This is a genomic window from Pseudomonas sp. URMO17WK12:I6 (assembly GCF_003253625.1).
Lineage (GTDB): Bacteria > Pseudomonadota > Gammaproteobacteria > Pseudomonadales > Pseudomonadaceae > Aquipseudomonas.
On sequence record NZ_QKYZ01000002.1, the window covers coordinates 277,329 to 294,770 of the forward strand.

General features: G+C 61.3%; 16 protein-coding genes. 5 read left to right on the forward strand and 11 right to left on the reverse strand.

Annotation, left to right across the window (positions count from 1 at the left end):
• Positions 1-3: 3 nt before the first annotated feature.
• From F475_RS04980 to F475_RS04995, 4 genes are all read left to right on the forward strand, one after another.
• Complete coding sequence (locus F475_RS04980) at positions 4-765, forward strand: SDR family NAD(P)-dependent oxidoreductase (RefSeq protein WP_111453299.1); 762 nt, start codon at positions 4-6, stop codon at positions 763-765.
• Between the two features lie 12 nt (positions 766-777).
• Positions 778-1,971 carry an acetyl-CoA C-acyltransferase gene (locus F475_RS04985; protein WP_111453300.1) on the forward strand — a complete coding sequence of 398 codons (1,194 nt, stop codon included), beginning with the start codon at positions 778-780 and terminating at the stop codon, positions 1,969-1,971.
• A 180-nt stretch (positions 1,972-2,151) separates the two neighbouring features.
• A complete protein-coding gene (locus tag F475_RS04990) occupies positions 2,152-3,279 on the forward strand; it encodes an acyl-CoA dehydrogenase (protein WP_111453301.1) in 1,128 nt (375 codons plus the stop codon).
• 30 nt (positions 3,280-3,309) lie between these two features.
• Positions 3,310-4,083 (forward strand): enoyl-CoA hydratase, encoded by a 774-nt coding sequence (locus tag F475_RS04995; protein WP_111453403.1) that lies wholly within the window; start codon positions 3,310-3,312, stop codon positions 4,081-4,083.
• 108 nt (positions 4,084-4,191) lie between these two features.
• Here the strand turns inward: F475_RS04995 and F475_RS05000 are convergent, their stop codons facing one another.
• The 11 genes from F475_RS05000 to argH form a co-directional block, all read right to left on the reverse strand.
• Positions 4,192-5,343, reverse strand: a complete 1,152-nt coding sequence (locus tag F475_RS05000) for an acyl-CoA dehydrogenase family protein (protein WP_018929133.1) — start codon at positions 5,341-5,343, stop codon at positions 4,192-4,194.
• 3 nt (positions 5,344-5,346) lie between these two features.
• Positions 5,347-6,453 (reverse strand): enoyl-CoA hydratase/isomerase family protein, encoded by a 1,107-nt coding sequence (locus F475_RS05005; RefSeq protein WP_111453302.1) that lies wholly within the window; start codon positions 6,451-6,453, stop codon positions 5,347-5,349.
• 345 nt (positions 6,454-6,798) lie between these two features.
• A complete protein-coding gene (locus F475_RS05010; RefSeq protein WP_111453404.1) occupies positions 6,799-7,494 on the reverse strand; it encodes an HPP family protein in 696 nt (231 codons plus the stop codon).
• Between the two features lie 160 nt (positions 7,495-7,654).
• Positions 7,655-8,833 (reverse strand): MFS transporter, encoded by a 1,179-nt coding sequence (locus F475_RS05015; protein ID WP_111453303.1) that lies wholly within the window; start codon positions 8,831-8,833, stop codon positions 7,655-7,657.
• Positions 8,834-8,888: 55 nt separating this feature from the next.
• Complete coding sequence (locus tag F475_RS05020) at positions 8,889-10,247, reverse strand: MmgE/PrpD family protein (protein WP_111453304.1); 1,359 nt, start codon at positions 10,245-10,247, stop codon at positions 8,889-8,891.
• Positions 10,248-10,264: 17 nt separating this feature from the next.
• Positions 10,265-11,152 (reverse strand): polysaccharide deacetylase, encoded by an 888-nt coding sequence (locus F475_RS05025; RefSeq protein ID WP_111453305.1) that lies wholly within the window; start codon positions 11,150-11,152, stop codon positions 10,265-10,267.
• On the reverse strand, positions 11,145-11,993 hold the full coding sequence (locus tag F475_RS05030) for a polysaccharide deacetylase (protein ID WP_111453306.1): 849 nt from the start codon (positions 11,991-11,993) through the stop codon (positions 11,145-11,147). The genes F475_RS05025 and F475_RS05030 overlap by 8 nt, the downstream gene beginning before the upstream one ends.
• Before the next feature lie 77 nt (positions 11,994-12,070).
• Positions 12,071-12,895: an ABC transporter substrate-binding protein gene (locus F475_RS05035; protein ID WP_111453307.1), complete on the reverse strand. Its 825-nt coding sequence runs from the start codon at positions 12,893-12,895 to the stop codon at positions 12,071-12,073.
• 53 nt (positions 12,896-12,948) lie between these two features.
• Positions 12,949-13,713: an amino acid ABC transporter ATP-binding protein gene (locus tag F475_RS05040; RefSeq protein ID WP_064617790.1), complete on the reverse strand. Its 765-nt coding sequence runs from the start codon at positions 13,711-13,713 to the stop codon at positions 12,949-12,951.
• 10 nt (positions 13,714-13,723) lie between these two features.
• A complete protein-coding gene (locus F475_RS05045) occupies positions 13,724-14,602 on the reverse strand; it encodes an amino acid ABC transporter permease (RefSeq protein ID WP_111453308.1) in 879 nt (292 codons plus the stop codon).
• Positions 14,603-14,747: 145 nt separating this feature from the next.
• The gene (gene argH / locus F475_RS05050; RefSeq protein WP_111453309.1) at positions 14,748-16,175 is read right to left on the reverse strand and encodes an argininosuccinate lyase; all 1,428 of its coding nucleotides are present in this window, start codon (positions 16,173-16,175) and stop codon (positions 14,748-14,750) included.
• Between the two features lie 296 nt (positions 16,176-16,471).
• Here argH and F475_RS05055 point away from each other — a divergent pair, with 296 nt between their 5' ends.
• Entirely contained in the window at positions 16,472-17,437 is a 966-nt protein-coding gene (locus F475_RS05055) for a LysR family transcriptional regulator (protein ID WP_064617794.1), read from the forward strand.
• Positions 17,438-17,442 lie beyond the last annotated feature (5 nt).

Below are 17,442 nucleotides of genomic sequence, written 5' to 3' on the forward strand. Positions count from 1 at the left end.
ATGATGCAGATCGAAAACAAGGTTTTTCTCGTCACCGGCGGTGCTTCCGGCCTCGGTGCCGCCACCGCTGAAATGCTGGTGGCCGCCGGCGCCAAGGTGATGCTGGTGGACATGAACGCCGAAGCCGTCGCGGCGCAGGCTGCACGTCTTGGCGCGCAAAGCGTGGTGGCCGACATCAGCAATGAAGCGGCGGCAGAAGCGGCGGTGCAGGCGACGGTCAAAGCGTTTGGCGGCCTCAATGGCCTGGTCAATTGCGCCGGCATCGTGCGTGGCGAGAAGATCCTCGGCAAGACCGGCCCCCATGCGTTGGCCAGTTTCAGCCAGGTGATCAACGTCAACCTGATCGGCAGCTTCAATATGCTGCGCCTGGCTGCTGCGGCGATTGCCGAGGCCGAAGCCGATGCAGACGGCGAGCGCGGGGTGATCATCAACACCGCATCGGTGGCGGCCTTCGATGGTCAGATTGGCCAGGCCGCGTATTCGGCGTCCAAAGGCGCGATTGCCAGCCTGACCTTGCCTGCCGCCCGTGAGCTGGCGCGTTTCGGCATCCGCGTGATGACCATCGCACCGGGCATTTTCGAAACGCCGATGATGGCCGGCATGACCCCGGAAGTACGTGATTCACTGGCCGCTGGGGTGCCGTTTCCGCCACGCCTGGGCAAGCCGAGCGAGTACGCCGCGCTGGCCCGGCATATCATAGAAAACAGCATGCTCAACGGCGAGGTGATCCGTCTCGACGGTGCCTTGCGCATGGCCGCCAAATAAGGAGTATTTGTCATGACACTGTCCAACGATCCGATTGTTATTGTCAGCGCCGTCCGCACCCCGATGGGCGGTTTCCAGGGCGAACTGAAAAGCCTGACCGCGCCGCAACTGGGCGCTGCTGCGATTCGTGCCGCGGTCGAACGCGCCGGTATCGCCCCTGAATCCGTCGAAGAAGTGCTGTTCGGCTGCGTGCTCTCCGCCGGCCTCGGCCAGGCCCCGGCGCGGCAAGCGGCACTGGGCGCCGGGTTGGATAAATCGACCCGCTGCACGACGCTGAACAAAATGTGCGGCTCGGGCATGGAAGCGACGATCCTGGCCCACGACATGCTGATCGCCGGCAGCGCCGACGTGGTGGTCGCTGGCGGCATGGAAAGCATGTCCAACGCGCCGTACCTGCTGGACCGCGCCCGCAGCGGTTACCGCATGGGCCATGGCCAGGTGCTCGATCACATGTTCCTCGATGGTCTCGAAGACGCCTACGACAAGGGCCGCCTGATGGGCACCTTTGCCGAGGATTGCGCCGAGACCAATGGCTTCAGCCGTGAAGATCAGGACGCGTTTGCCATCGCGTCGACCACCCGCGCCCAACAGGCGATCGAGGAAGGTAGTTTTAACGCCGAGATCGTGCCGCTCACCGTGACGGTCGGCAAACAGCAAGTGCTGATCAGCCACGACGAACAACCGCCGAAAGCCAAACTGGACAAGATCGCTTCGCTGAAACCGGCGTTCCGCGAGGGCGGCACGGTGACGGCGGCCAACTCCAGTTCGATTTCCGACGGCGCCGCGGCATTGGTGCTGATGCGCCGTTCCGAAGCCGAGAAACAAGGCTTGAAACCACTGGCAGTGATTCATGGCCACGCGGCGTTCGCCGACACCCCGGGGCTGTTCCCGGTGGCACCGGTGGGCGCGATCAAGAAATTGATGAAGAAAGCCGGCTGGTCGCTGGATGAAGTCGAGTTGTTCGAAGTCAACGAAGCCTTCGCCGTGGTGAGCCTGGTGACCATGACCAAGCTGGAAATCTCCCACGAGAAGATCAACGTCCACGGCGGTGCCTGTGCCTTGGGCCACCCGATTGGTGCATCCGGCGCGCGGATCCTCGTGACCTTGCTCTCGGCCCTGCGCCAGAAAGGCCTGAAACGTGGCGTTGCAGCGATCTGCATCGGTGGCGGCGAAGCGACGGCCATGGCCGTTGAATGCCTGTACTGAGGCTAATGAGGCGCAACCTGTGTGTGGGTTTTATGTGGCGAGGGAGCTTGCTCCCGCTGGGTCGCGAAGCGGCCCCAAAAGCTTTGCGACTGCTGCGCAGTCGAACGGGAGCAAGCTCCCTCGCCACACAAGCCCGCTCCCACAGGTCTTGCGTTTCAACTTGATTTTTAAGGAATTGGCATGATCCCCAACGACGAACAACTTCAGATCAGCGACGCGGCCCGGCAGTTTGCCCAGGAACGGCTGAAACCGTTCGCCGCCGAATGGGACCGCGAACATCGCTTCCCCAAGGAAGCCATCAGCGAGATGGCTGACCTGGGCTTCTTCGGCATGCTGGTGCCGGAGCAGTGGGGCGGTTGTGACACCGGATACCTGGCTTACGCCATGGCCCTGGAAGAAATCGCTGCCGGCGACGGCGCCTGCTCGACCATCATGAGCGTGCACAACTCGGTGGGTTGCGTGCCGATCCTCAAGTTCGGCAACGACGACCAGAAAGAACGTTTCCTCAAACCGCTGGCCGCCGGCGCGATGCTCGGTGCGTTTGCGCTGACCGAACCGCAAGCCGGCTCCGATGCCAGCAGCCTGAAAACCCGTGCCCGGCTGGAAGGCGATCACTACGTGCTCAACGGCTGCAAGCAGTTCATCACTTCCGGGCAAAACGCCGGGGTGGTGATTGTGTTTGCGGTGACTGACCCGAGTGCCGGCAAACGCGGGATCACCGCGCTGATCGTGCCCACCGATTCGCCGGGCTATAAAGTCGCGCGGGTCGAAGACAAGCTCGGCCAGCACGCCTCTGATACCTGCCAGATCCTCTTCGAGGATGTGAAAGTGCCGGTGGCCAATCGACTGGGTGAGGAGGGCGAAGGCTACAAGATCGCCCTGGCTAACCTCGAAGGCGGACGTGTCGGCATCGCCTCGCAATCGGTGGGCATGGCCCGCGCCGCATTCGAAGCGGCCCGCGACTACGCCCGCGAACGCGAGAGCTTCGGCAAGCCGATCATCGAGCACCAGGCGGTAGCGTTCCGCCTGGCCGACATGGCCACCCAGATCGCCGTGGCCCGGCAGATGGTGCATTACGCGGCGGCATTGCGCGACAGCGGCAAACCGGCGCTGGTCGAAGCGTCGATGGCAAAACTGTTCGCCTCGGAAATGGCCGAAAAGGTTTGTTCCTCGGCGTTGCAAACCCTTGGCGGTTACGGTTACCTGAACGACTTCCCGCTGGAGCGGATCTACCGCGACGTGCGGGTGTGCCAGATCTACGAAGGCACCAGCGACATTCAGCGCATGGTCATTTCGCGCAATCTTTGAGAAGGAGTCCCGTCTGTGAGCAATAAAGAGCTGAACTACGAAACGATTTTGCTGGAAACCCACGGCCGCGTCGGCCTGATCACCCTCAACCGTCCGCAAGCCTTGAACGCGTTGAATGCCCAAATCGTCAGTGAACTGAACCACGCCCTCGATGGCCTGGAAGCCGATTCGAACATCGGTTGCATCGTGCTGACCGGCTCGAAAAAAGCCTTCGCCGCCGGTGCCGACATCAAGGAAATGGCCGAGCTGACCTACCCGCAGATCTACCTCGATGATCTGTTCAGCGACAGCGATCGCGTGGCTAACCGCCGCAAGCCGATCATTGCCGCGGTCAACGGTTTCGCCTTGGGCGGTGGCTGTGAACTGGCGCTGATGTGCGACTTCATCCTGGCCGGCGACAATGCAAAGTTCGGCCAACCGGAAATCAACCTCGGCGTCTTGCCGGGCATGGGCGGCACCCAGCGCCTGACCCGCGCCGTGGGCAAGGCCAAGGCCATGGAAATGTGCCTGAGCGGGCGCTTGATCGATGCGGTGGAAGCCGAGCGTTGCGGGATCGTGGCGCGCATCGTGCCGGCGGATGAGCTGATGGACGAAGCGCTGAAAGTCGCGGCGCTGATTGCGAAGAAATCACTGCCGATTGCGATGATGATCAAGGAAAGCGTCAACCGCGCCTTTGAAGTCAGCCTGTCGGAAGGCGTGCGTTTTGAACGCCGGGTATTCCATGCGGCGTTTGCCACCCAGGATCAGAAAGAAGGGATGGCGGCGTTTATTGCCAAGCGTGAGGCCGAATTCCAAGGCAAGTGATGTAGCGTCCTCACGGACGTCTTCGCGGGCAAGTCGGATCGCCGCACCGCTCGCGCCTACAGAGGATATGCATTCCCCTGTAGGAGCGAGGCTTGCCCGCGAAGCTTTTTAGATCAGGTAGTTCTTGAGCTCCCGGGCAATCACCATCCGCTGTATCTCGCTCGACCCTTCATAAATCTGCGTGATCCGCGCATCCCGGTAGTAACGCTCCACCGGGTAGTCCTCCAGATACCCATACCCGCCATGAATCTGAATCGCTGACGAGCAGACTTTCTCCGCGATCTCCGAAGCAAACAGCTTGGCCTGTGAAGCCTCCGACAGGCACGGCTTGCCGGCACTGCGCAAGCGCGCGGCGTGCAGGATCAACAGGCGCGCGGCGTTCAGTCGGGTCTGCATGTCGGCCAGCATATTGGCGATGCTCTGGTGTTCGATGATCGGCTTGTCGAACTGCACCCGATCCCGCGCGTAAGCCAGCGCCGCTTCGAACGCCGCACGGGCGATGCCCAGGGCTTGCGCAGCGATGCCGATACGGCCGCCTTCGAGGTTGGAGAGGGCGATGGCCAGGCCTTTGCCGCGTTCACCCAGCAAATTGGCTTCAGGGACGGTGCAGTTGTTCAGGGTGACGGCGCAGGTGTCGGAAGCGCGGATGCCCATCTTGTGTTCACTGCGGTCGACGATGAACCCCGCTGTTTCGGTCGGCACCAGGAATGCCGAGATGCCACGCTTGCCCAACTCCGGATCAGTCACGGCGAAAACGATTGCAAGCTTCGCCCGTTTGCCGTTGCTGACGAATTGCTTGGCGCCGTTGATCACCCACTGGCCGTCGCGCAGTTCGGCGCGGGTGCGCAGGTTATGGGCTTCGGAACCGGCTTGCGGTTCGGTCAGGCAGAAGCAACCGATGGCCTGGCCGCTGGCGAGGTCCGGCAGCCATTGCTGTTTTTGCTCTTCGGTGCCGTAATTCAGCACCGGCCCGCAGCCGACAGAGTTGTGGATGCTCATCAGCGCGCCGGTGGCGCCGTCACCGGCGGAAATCTCTTCCACCGCCAGCGCGTAGGCCACGTAGTCGACATAGGTGCCGCCCCATTCCTCGGGCACCACCATGCCCAGCAGCCCCAGTTCCCCCATCTTTGCCACCAGACCGTCATCGATCCAGCCGGCCTTTTCCCAGGCTTGTGCGTGGGGTGCGATTTCGCCGCGGGCAAAATCCCGGGCCATGTCGCGGATCATCACTTGTTCTTCGCTCAATTCGATATCGTGCATGGTTCAGCTCCCGCTCTGGTCAAACCCGGTGAAAAAACTCGCGACGTGCTCGGCGTCCAGCGCCTGCAAGGTCGGCGGGTTCCAGCGCGGGTTCTTGTCTTTGTCGATCAGCAAGGCGCGCACGCCTTCGATCAGGTCGCCGCGTTCGAACCACTGGCGATCCAGGTGCAGTTCGAGGGCGAAGCACTGTTCCAGGCTCAGGTGCCGACCGCGCCGCAGCATTTCCAGGGTCACGCCCATGGCCAGCGGTGAACGGCTTTCCAGCAAGTCGGCGGTGGCCATGGCCCACTCATGGCTGTCGGCGACGGTCACTGCACGCAGTTGTTCCACCATACTCGGCACATCGGGCAGGGCGAAGAAGTGGTCGATGACCGGCCGCAGCGCCGCCAGCGGCGCTGCCGGCAGTTGCTGCACGGCGAGTTTCGCCAGCGCGCCTTGCAGGTCCTTAAGCGGGGTGTCGTGCCATTCCAGATGGTCGAGTCGCTCGTCCAGCTCGCCCAGGCTGGCGCTCTCCAGGTACCAGTCGGCCAGGCCGCAATAGAGCGCATCGGCGGCGCGGATCTGCACGCCGCTGACGCCGAGATAGATGCCCAGCTCACCGGGAATGCGCGGCAGGAAGTAGCTGCCGCCGACGTCCGGGAAATAACCGATGGCCACTTCCGGCATCGCCAGACGGCTACGCTCGGTGACCACTCGCAAATCGGCGCCTTGCACCAGCCCCATGCCGCCGCCCAGGACAAAGCCGTCCATCAAGGCCAGGACCGGTTTGCGGTAGTGATGGATCGTGAGGTCGAGGGCGTATTCCTCGACGAAGAAATCTTCGTGCAGCGTGTTGCCGCTTTTGAAGCTGTCGTACAGCGAGCGGATATCGCCGCCGGCACAGAAGGCTTTCTCGCCAGCACCGCGCAACACCACCGCATGCACCTGCGGATCCTGTGCCCAGGCATCGAGTTGCTGTTGCAGGCTGCGGACCATGTCCAGGGTAATGGCGTTGAGGCCGGCGGGGCGGTTGAGGGTCAGGTGACCGATGTGATTGCGAACCTCGGCCAACACTTCGTTTTGCGTGGCATCCATGGACGGTGTCCCCGGGGATGAAACCTGAGCAGTCATCACTAACTCCCTGCTTTTATTGTTCTTTATAGAGAAGCTCGCGCGCGAGCGATGCAGGATCGTAACAGTGCAAATTTGCCCTGTACAACCGAGATAAGTGCAGGTTCTTTCTGCATTTTTACCTTAGTGCAAAATCAAAAGATCGCAGCCTTCGGCAGCCTGACTCCGTTTTGAATCAACCTTGAATTTGTGGCGAGGGGGCTTGTCGGATCGCCGCACCGTCCCGTTCGACTGCGCAGCAGCCGCAGATAAGGGCAATGAGCTATGCCTGGAAAAATTCGTTAGCAGGTTTTGGGGCCGCTTCGCGACCCAACGGGGGCAAGCCCCCTCGCCACAAAGATGCCTTTAGGTTCTGCTGCTCAGCACTTCACCGATACTGCGCCGCTTGGCATGCAATTCACTGGCATGAATCAAACGCTCGAGGTCTTCAGGGGTGACGTCGTAGAAGGCCTCCATGTCGGCGAGTGCCCGTCGCAGATCTTCGGCGGTGATCGCCTGGATGTCGGCCGCGGGCATTAGCGGGGCCGGTTCGGCGGGACGCTTGGGGTAACGAATGCGCGTGAAGTTGTTGTACGCCAACGCGCTGAGCAGCATCGTCGAACCGCTGAGCATCACCGGGCCGAGGGCTTTCCAGTCCATGGCGATGGTCGCCGGGTCTGCCAGCACCATCAGCAGCGCCAGCGCCCCGGCGGGTGGGTGCAGGCAACGCAGCCAGCACATCAGAATCAGCGCCATGCCCGCCGCGAGGCAGGCGCTGCCGAGGGTGCGGCCGAGTACGTGAGCGACCAGCAGCGAGATCACCCCCGCGCAAAGGTAACCGCCAAGAATCGACCACGGCTGGGCCAGCGCACCCGAGGACACGGCGAACAGTAATACCGCCGACGCGCCCAACGGACCTATCAGATGCAGCGCCACGTCGATGCCGAACACCTGGCCGCACAACCAGACACTGAACATCGTCCCCATGGCCATGCCGATGGCGGCACGGCTCCATTCGGAGGGGCGGGTGTTGATGGCGGCAGGCAACCAGTGAGCGAGCATGACGAACATCGATCCTTTGACAAAAACCAGGGCAAAAAAAAGGCTTGTCCGGATACCCGGAAAGCCCTTGAAGTGGTTCCAACTATTGGGGGAGGAACGGCGAACAGTGTGCCGGTCATTACCGATACTGACAAATTCATATTAATGCAGCTTCAATGCATTATTTTTGCAGTATCGCGACGCGTCGACCGCTCATGAAACAGAGAAAACCGCCCATCGCCGTCAATGCGCTCAGGGCGTAGAACATGGTGGGCGCGGGCGTGTGCATCAGCAAGAAGCCGCAGATCACCGGGCTCAGCGCACCACCGAGGGCTGCGAGGTTCTGCGCGCCGTAGTAGCTGCCGCGCAGTTCTTCCGGGGCCAGGGTGTCGACGAAGAGGAATTCGGCCGGGTAAATGATCATTTCGCCGAGGGTGAAAATGAACATTGCGATGCACCAGCTCACCAGGCCGTCGGCCAGGCTGAAACCGATCAAGCCGAGGATGAACAGGCTGCTGCCGCCGACAATCCAGTAACGCAGTTGTTCGCGTTTGAGAAACCGGCCGATCTGGTATTGCAGCAGGATCACGCTGATGGCGTTGCAGGCGAGCAGGGCGGCCATGGTTTCCAGCGCTCGTTTGGAGTCGTGGGTCACCAGCAGGTATTGCGACAGGTACAAGGTAAAACGACCGTGGACCACGGTGCTGAGCAGGCAGCCGCAGGTGAACATGATCAGCGTGCGGTCGTTTTTCAGGGTGACCAGGGTTTTGAGAAAGCTTTGGGGCTGGCCGATGGCGGATGTCTGGGCCGGGTCCTTGGGAATGCCGCTCATCAGGAAAATGCTGAAGAACGCGATGCCGCCGGCGATCAGGAACGGCGCAATCGGGTACACACCGGCGATCACCACGCCGAGCATCGGGCCGGTGGCGTAGCCGATGTTAGTCAGGGTGTAGCGCAGCGAAAAAGCCTTGGCGCGTTGGCCCATGGGCAGGTTGTCGCTGAGAATCGCCTTGGACCCGATCAGAAACAGCGCCGAAGCGGTTTCGGTGATCACCAGGGTGGCGGTGGTCAGGTAGAGGTTTTCGGCGAAGGTCAGCAGCACGAAGCCGATGGCACTGGAGAGCATGGCCAGGATCAGCAGCCGACGCTTTTCGAGGCGGTCGATGATGTAACCACCATAGAGCGCGAGCAGGGTGGCGATGAACACCGCAATCCCGAGCAGCAGGCCGACGTCCTGTTGGTTGAGGCCGAGCTTGGTGCTCAGGAAAAGCGTGAGCAACGGGCTGGTGATGGCGCGACTGACGACGATGGTCAGCGAGCAGATCATCAGCCGGCGGATAACGAGGGAGTAAGTGGCCACGGTGGGGCAAATGTCCTTATTCAGGTTCTGTGGTGTTCGACGCGCAACGCCAGGCTCAACTCAGCCACCGATCAAGCGCCCGAACCGACTCCAGTTCTTCCAGCCGCCACAACTGCTCCAGCAGCTCTTTTGCCTGCTGCAGCGGTATCACCCGTCCGGCCAGGCTGAAGAATTTCTCCTCCAGCGCCGCATCACTCAGCGGATTGCCCGGCGCCCCCAACGGCACCTCAACGCACAGGCTTGCTTGCTGACCGTCCACGGTCCGCACGCTGACCACAGGCTCGCCATCCTCGGACAGTTGCGGGGCGACTTCAAGGCGAATACGCGACATCCAGTGCGCAATCCGCGGGTGGCGGCGCTGTTCATCGTCGTAGGCTTCCAATCGGCAATGCCCATGGAGCAGCCGGGCCGCCAGGGCATAACGCAGGCTCATCTGCGCCGCCTGCAACGTGCTGACGTCCTGGCCACCGCACATGTCTTGAAGGAATCCGCACAGCGATACCTGAACGTCCTCGACCTGCTCGGCGCTGACCTGCAATTGATCGAGCAACAGGCCCAATGCGTCGATCGCCGAATGGGTCCCACGGCAAGCCGCATAGGGCTTGATCGAGCAGCGCGCGAGTTTCCATACGAGGCCCAGTTCGGCGTCCAACGCCTCGGGCGCGGCGGTGTCCGCCGCGAGGGTCTTGAGGAAACCGCCCCAGACGTCATCGAACATTTTTGTCGGGCCGGTGATGCCTTGTTGAGCAAACCGCGCGGCCAGCAATCCACCTTCGGCGGCGCGTCCGCTGTGGAGTCTTTTGCTTTGCGAGCCGTCATGGATAAACGCCCACAGACCACCACTGAAGCTGCCGGCGATGCCCAGTGCCGACAAGGTTTGTTGTGCATCCAGCCCCAGAATCCGTGCACTGGCCGCCGCCGCGCCAAACACTCCGCACGTCGCCGTGGAGTGCCAACCGGCGCCGTTATGGGCCGAGTAACTGCCGCAGGCTTCGAGCACCCGACGGCCGATTTCGTAGCCGATCACCACGGCAGTGATCAGTTCGCGACCATCAATTGACGCTTCAGAAACCGATAGCGTCGACATCGACAGCGCCGCCATCACCGCCGGCAGCACCACCGCGCCGGAATGGTCGCAGCCGCCGGTATCGTCCAGCTCCAGGGCATGCGCGGCGATACCGTTGAGCATGGCGGCTTGCGCCGCGCCGACTCGCTGACCGGTGCCCCAGACCAACGTGCTGCCGGCTTCCCCCTTGAACACCTGACGCGCCTGTCTGACGACATCGCTGCCGGCTCCGGCCAGGGCTGCACCGAAGGTGTCGAGAATGTGCCGCTTGGCTTGCTCCACCAACGCAGCGGGTAACTCTTCGAAACGGGTATCGACGCAGAACTGCGCCAGCCGCGCCATTCGCATAACCCCATCCTGGTCTCTCATACGCCGTAATCCCGATAATGACGCTCGTACACAGCGGCCGGGTGATCCTCGGTCACCGGCGCTGCCGACTCGGCCCACCACTGAGCCACTTCGGCACCGGTGGCGATCCACACGTCATCGTGCTGCTGAATGCTTTGCAGCAACTCGCGCAACACGCCGATCCGCCCTGGGGTGGCGATGATTTCCGGATGCAGCCGCAGTACGTAACACAAGCCGAACCGGTGAAACCCGGCGAAGTCCATCTTCAGATTGCCAAGGGTGTGGCTGTAAGAGGCGATGCGCGATTGCGCCGGTGGCACCGCCGGGCTGAGGTTGAAGGCGAAATAGGGCTCGTCCTCCAGTTCGTAGTGCAACGGCAACTCGATCACCTCGGGCGCCGTCGGGTGCGCGAAGGGCAAATCATCGCCGCGCCATGACGAGGACCAACGGATACCGTGCTCGCGCAACGCTTCGATGAAGCCGGGTGCGCCATTGCCGGCGGGAATGCGAAAGCCTGTCGGACGCTGACCGGTCAGCGCGCTCAAGGCCGCGCAGCCCTTGGCGATCTCGGCGCTTTGCTCGGCCAGGGTCAGGTTGTCGTAGTGCTGATGGTGGTAGCCGGCGCAGGCAATCTCGTGCCCGCCGGCCTGGATCGCCCGGAGGTGTTGCGGGTTTTCCTCGGCAACGATGCCGGGCACGAACCAGCTGCTGGAAACCCCCAGTTCTGCGAACACGCCAAGCAAACGCTCGACCCCGCGCTGGGTGCCGTAGCGCCACACCGACAAGGTCTTGTCGCGCCCGGCGACTTCCGGCGCCTGGGTGAGGATGCCGTGGATGTCGTTGTAATCGACGGTCAGCACCACGGCGCAGCGGTAGCCGTTGGGCCAGACAATGGAATCAGCCATGGTGATGCTCCTTCAGCCACCAGTGGGCGACATCGCGGCAGGTGGCGAACCACACGTCATCGCGTTGGCGCATGTGTTCGAAGAGTTTTTCCAGTAACAGGATGCGGCCCGGTTTGCCGGTGATCTTGGGATGGAACAGGGTGGTCAGGCACAGCCCTTCAGCCATGGCGCCATCGAACTCGCGGCACCAGTTATCGAGGGTCAGTTCGTAGCTGGCGGTTCGGTCCAGCCCGGAAGGGAAGTCCGGTGCGCGGGTGTAGGCGAGGGAGGCGTAGTCGTCCATTTCCCAGCGGCCGGGGATTTCCACCAGTGGTGTATCGAAGCCCGGCACCTTGACCAGGTAGGGCCGGTCATCGCCGCGCATGCTGCTGGAATAGGTCACGCCGGCTTCCACCAGCATGGCCGGCGTTTCGGCCCGCCAGTCGCCGGACGGCGTGCGGAAACCTTCAGCGCGGATGTTCAGGTACTTCCAGAACACCTCGCGGGATTTGTGCATCACGTCCTTCTGCTGCTCCAGCGTCAGGGCGTAAAAAGATTCGTGTTTGTAGCCATGATAGGCCACCTCATGCCCGCGCTCGACAATCGCCTGGCACTGTTTCGGCCAGTTCTCCACGACCCAGGCCGGAACGAAAAACGTGGTCGGGATCCGGAACTCATCCAGCAGATCGAGAATCCGCGGCAGCGCCCGATAGGGGCCGTAACCGCCGAAACCGAAATACTCGGGCTTGCGCCAGATCGAGCCGTTGAGCATGGCATCGCCGGTGGGGCCATCGAGGTCGAAGGCCAGGGCGAGGCAGGCCAGGTGCTGGTCGGGCCAGGTGGGTTGCAGCGAGGAGGACATCGTGTGGCGCTCCAGAATTAATAGTTGAAACACCCGTAGCAGCTGCCGAGCCCGCGAGGCAGCTGCTACGAACCGTGTTATTTCCCGGCGTTGATGGTCACGGTCTTGATCGCGCCCAGTTCCAGGTCCCATTTCTTCAGGATCGCCTGGTAGCTGCCGTCATCGATCATGCTTTGCAACGCGACTTTCACCGCTTCGCTCAGCTCAGGTTTTTTCTTGCTCACACCCATGCCCGAGAACTGCTTGGAGATCGGCAGGCCCACGGTTTTGTACATGTCCTTTTCCTGGGTCTTGAGGTACGGCAGGGTTTCGCTGCCTTGCATGGCCGCGTCGATACGGCTCTGACGCAATTGCGCACGGGCGTCGGCCGAGCCCTCGGTGCCGATCACGTTGATCGCGGGTTTGCCGGCGGCTTCGCAGTTTTTCTTGCTCCACGCGGCGATTTCCGCCGGGAAGGTGGTACGGCGGCTGGTGCCGACTTTCTTGCCGCACAAGTCGACGATCTCGTTGGTGTCCTTGTTTTTCTGCAAGGTGTAGAACTGCGGACCACTGGTGAAGTAATCGACGAAGGTCACGCTGGCCTGACGCTCGGCGGTGTCGGTCATGCCTGACAGCACCATGTCCACGCGGTCGGTCGTGAGCGCGTTGATCATTTGCTCGAAGCCGGTTTCCTGCCATTTGATCTTCACGCCCAGACGTTCGGCCAGGGCGTTGCCCAGGTCATAGTCAAGGCCGGTGAGAGTGTTGGTGGCCGGGTCCTTGAAATCCATCGGCGGGTAGTTCGGCATGATCGCAACAACGATCTCGCCCTTGTCCTTGATGCTGGCCGGCAACTCGGCAGCGAAGGCGAAACCGGATGCCAGGACGCTGGCAAGTACTGCTGGGATGACTAGGTTCTTCATGGTCGTTCTCTTATGAGTGTTGTTAGGCGGCTCTTGTTTTCCAAGCACGGCCCTTAGGTTCGAACGGCAGAAATGAAGCTTTGGGTGCGTGGGTTTTGCGGACTTATTAGTATTTCTTCGGGGCTTCCAGCCTCCACGATCTGCCCGCCGTCCATGAACACCATGCGGTTGGAAACCTCGCGAGCGAAGCCCAGTTCATGGGTGACGACGATCATGGTCATGCCGGTTTGCGCCAGATCGCGCATCACCGACAGCACCTCTCCGACCAGTTCCGGGTCGAGTGCCGAAGTGGGTTCATCGAACAGCATCAGCTTGGGTCGCATGGCCAATGCACGGGCAATGGCGACACGTTGTTGCTGACCACCCGACAGTTCGATCGGGTAGCTGTTGCGTTTGTCGGCCAGGCCGACGCGAGCGAGCAGTTCCACGGCTTCTTCGTGCGCCTCTTTGGGCGAACGCTTGAGCACCTGGCACGGCCCTTCGATGATGTTTTGCAGCACAGTCATGTGCGGGAACAGGTTGAAACGCTGGAACACCATGCCGGTGGCCAGGCGCTGGCGGGCAATCTGCGATTCGTTGAGCTCGTGCAGTTTGTTGCCGACGATCCGGTAACCCACCAGCTCGCCGTCGACCCACAGACCGCCCTTGTCGATTTTTTCCAGCTGATTCACGCAGCGCAGCAGGGTACTTTTGCCGGAGCCGGACGGGCCGATGATGCACAGCACTTCGCCTTGCTCGACTTCGATGTTGATGTCCTTGAGGGCGTGGTACTGGTCGTAATATTTGTTCAGGCTCACGGCCTTGACGATGCTTCTCATGTTGGGCTCCTCAAGAACGCTTGCCGGCGCCGCGAGCGAAACGACGCTCCAGACGGCTTTGACCAAAGGACAGCACGGTGACCGTGGCCAGGTACCAGATACCGGCAACGATCAGCAACTCCATCACACGGGCGTTGGCGTAGTAGATGTTCTGCGCGTTGTAGAGCAGTTCCGAGTACTGGATGACGCTCGCCAGGGAGGTCATTTTCACCATGCCGATGAATTCGTTACCGACTGGCGGAATGATGATCCGCATGGCCTGGGGCAGGATGATCCGGCGCAAGGCTTGCAGGCGCGGCATGCCGATCGACTTGGCGGCTTCGTACTGGCCGGTGTCCACCGACAACAGGCCGGCACGCACCACTTCGGCGGTATAGGCGCCCTGGTTGATGCTCAAGCCGAGGAGGGCGGCTACGAAGGGTGTCATCAGACTCACGGTGTCCATTTCGAACAGGCCGGGAATGCCGATGGTGGGGAAGATCAGCGCCAGGTTGAACCACAGCAACAGCTGCAGGATCAGCGGCGTGCCACGGAACAGCCAGGTGTAGGTCAGCGCCACATAGCGCAGGATCGGGTTGGCCGACATGCGCATGATCGCCGTGATCACCCCGAAGACAATGCCCAGCGCCATCGCCAGCACCGCCATGACGATGGTGTTGAGCAAGCCCCAAATGATCGCTTGCGAAGTGAGGAACTGGCCGATGTACGACCATTCGATCTTGCCTTCGGCGAAGGCTCGTACCAGGCCGATAATCGCAATGACGATGACGCTGGCGAAAAAAATTCGCCCGTAATAACGCCGTGGCACGTGTTGGTACTGGGTGATATCGAACTGGTTTTCCGCCAGTTTGCGCTCCGCCTGGAGTCGTTCTGCCTGTGTCTGGCTCATGTTGGTTCTCCGTACACTGTTCTTTCAGATCAAGCACAATCCCCTTGTAGGAGCCGGCTTGCTGGCGATGGAGTGTCAGTCGACATCAATTCAGCTGACACACCATCGCCAGCAAGCCGGCTCCTACAAGGTTTTGCGTTGTCTATCAGAGGCGGAAGCCCTGATAGTTCTCGGTCCACTCGTGCTGCGCGACAAGGGCGGTTTTCAGTCGGCCGATCTGCTCGCGCACCTGTTGCGGCGCGGTACCGCCCCAGCCACTACGGGCGGCGATGGCGGCTTCGAGGGTCAGGCTGTCGCGCACCTCAGGTGTCAGGCGCGGATCGATCTCGGCCAGCAGCGCCGGCGAGGCTTCCCACAGTTCGATGTCGTGTTTCTCACAGGCCTGGACCAATGCGCCGGTGATTTCATGCGCTTCCTTGAACGGCACGCCGCGCACCGCCAACCAGTCGGCGACTTCGGTGGCAAGGGTGAAACCCAGCGGTGCCTGACGGCGCAGTTCTTCGACGTTGACCTTCATGGTCGCGACCATCCCGGCCATGGCCGGCAGCACCAGCAGCAGGGTGTCGACGCTGTCGAGCACGCCGTTCTTGTCTTCGCTCAAGTCACGGTTGTAGGACAGCGGCAGGGATTTGAGCGTCGACAGCAGACCGGTCAGGTTGCCGATCAAGCGGCCAGCCTTGCCCCGGGCCAGTTCGGCGATGTCCGGGTTTTTCTTCTGCGGCATGATCGAACTGCCGGTGGCGTAGGCATCGTCCAAAGCGACCCAGCGAAATTGCCGCGACGACCATAGGCAGAACTCTTCGGCGAGGCGGGAAATGTTGATCCCGAGCATGCTGGCGATAAACAGAAACTCGGCGACGTGATCGCGGCTGGCCACGGCGTCGATGGAGTTTTCGCACACGCCGCTGTAGCCCATTTCCCTGGCCGACTGCTGGGGCAGGCGAGCGATCGCGGAGCCTGCCATGGCTGCTGCACCCAGTGGCGACAGCGAGGTGCGCGCATCCCAGTCCACCAGACGCTGTACGTCGCGCAGCATCGATTGGGCGTGGGCCAGCAAGTGATGAGCGAAGACGATCGGCTGGGCCTGTTGCAGGTGAGTGAAGCCCGGGCAGATGCTTTCGACGTGTCGCTCGGCCTGCTCCACCAGTGCTTGCTGCAAGGCCAGCACTTCAACGGCCAACGTACGGACGTGATCACGCAGGAACAGCCGCAGGTCGTTGGCGGTCTGGTCGTTGCGCGAACGGCCTGCGCGCAGCTTGCCGCCCAGTGCGCCGAGGCGTTCGGTCAACAGGCGCTCGATGAAGGTATGCACGTCTTCGTCATCCAGGGTCGGCGCGATGCTGCCGGCACGGAAGTCATCACCGATGCGCTGCAGGGCGTCGAGCATGGTCTGGGTTTCCTGCTCACTCAGAAGACCGGCGCGCTGCAATTCCCGGGCATGCGCCTTGGAGCCGGCGAGGTCGTACGGGGTGAGGCGAAAGTAGCGCTCGGGGCAACGGGACAGCGCCGCCAAGGCTTCGGACGGGCCGCTCTTGAAGCGGGCACCCCAGAGACGGTCGGTGGTTTGAGACATTGTTGTTTTCCTCGTCGGTAACGCGAACTGATATCGGTGTGCAGAGCCTGAAACACTTCCCGGAAATTATTCGGGTGTGGTCATGGCCAAGCAGTGTTCAAGAGGGCAGTTGCTAAAGGGCGAGAGCTGATCGAAGTGTCAGCTTTTAATAGTTCGAAATCAGTGAGTTGGCACTGATCGGCGGAATTTATTAACGGTTGCCAAGCCTTGTTTTCTGTGTTCATTATTATTAGCCAGCACTGTTTTTGTTGTTGGGCACAGGTTGTTGAATAGGGCGCCAGAGGTAAATAAGCATTATGGAAACCCCACTTTCCAATTCCGGAAACCCGCCGTTAAAAACGGTACATCGGGCGCCGTTGGCCCTCAGCGGCCTGGACTTCAAACTGCTCAAAGTATTCAAGGCCGTGGTCGAGGCTGGCGGCTTCAGTGCGGCGCAGAATGAGCTGAACGTGGGCTTGGCGGCCATCAGCAAACAGATTTCCGACCTTGAGATTCGCATCGGCATGCGCCTGTGTACCCGGGGGCGGGAAGGGTTTCACCTGACCGAAGAAGGGCGCCTGGTGTATCAGGCGTCGATCGATTTATTTGCCTCGGTCGATAACTTTCGTGATCGGCTTAGTTCGGCGCAGAATGAACTTATTGGCGACCTTGGGGTGGGCGTCATTGATAATACAATTACGGACTCGAATTCTCCGTTAGTTGCGGCGCTTAGAAGAATAAATGAAGAGTCGCCGAAAGTAAGATTTCAACTTCAGGCCTCCCAGTTAGATGAGGTGGAAAGAGGTGTGGTCGAGGGGCGGTTAGTGGCCGGGATCGTGCCGGTTTATCAAAAAAGAGAAGAGTTCGATTACTTCCCGCTGTATGAAGAACGCTCGTATGTGTATTGCGCCGTCGGTCATCCACTGTTCTCGGTGCCGGAGGCGGACATGGGCGGCAATGTGCTGCAGGATTACGAGTGCATCAACCACCGCTACGCGATCCATCGGGACAAACTGAACTTTGCCCGCTACGACAGCTTTTCCGCTTCGGCGACTCAAGTGGAAGCTGTGGCGCTGCTGGTCAAGACGGGGCGTTTCGTCGGTTTTCTGCCCGAGCATTACGCGGCAAACCTGGTGGCTCAGGGACAGTTTCGGGCGGTGCGTCCGGACCTGATCAACATCGTCACGCCGTTCAATCTGATCCTGCGCCACAACACTGTGCGCAGTCCGTTGGTGAAGGCGTTTGCCCAGTCGCTGGGGGTGGATTTGAAGGCGCCGGTTTAACCTCA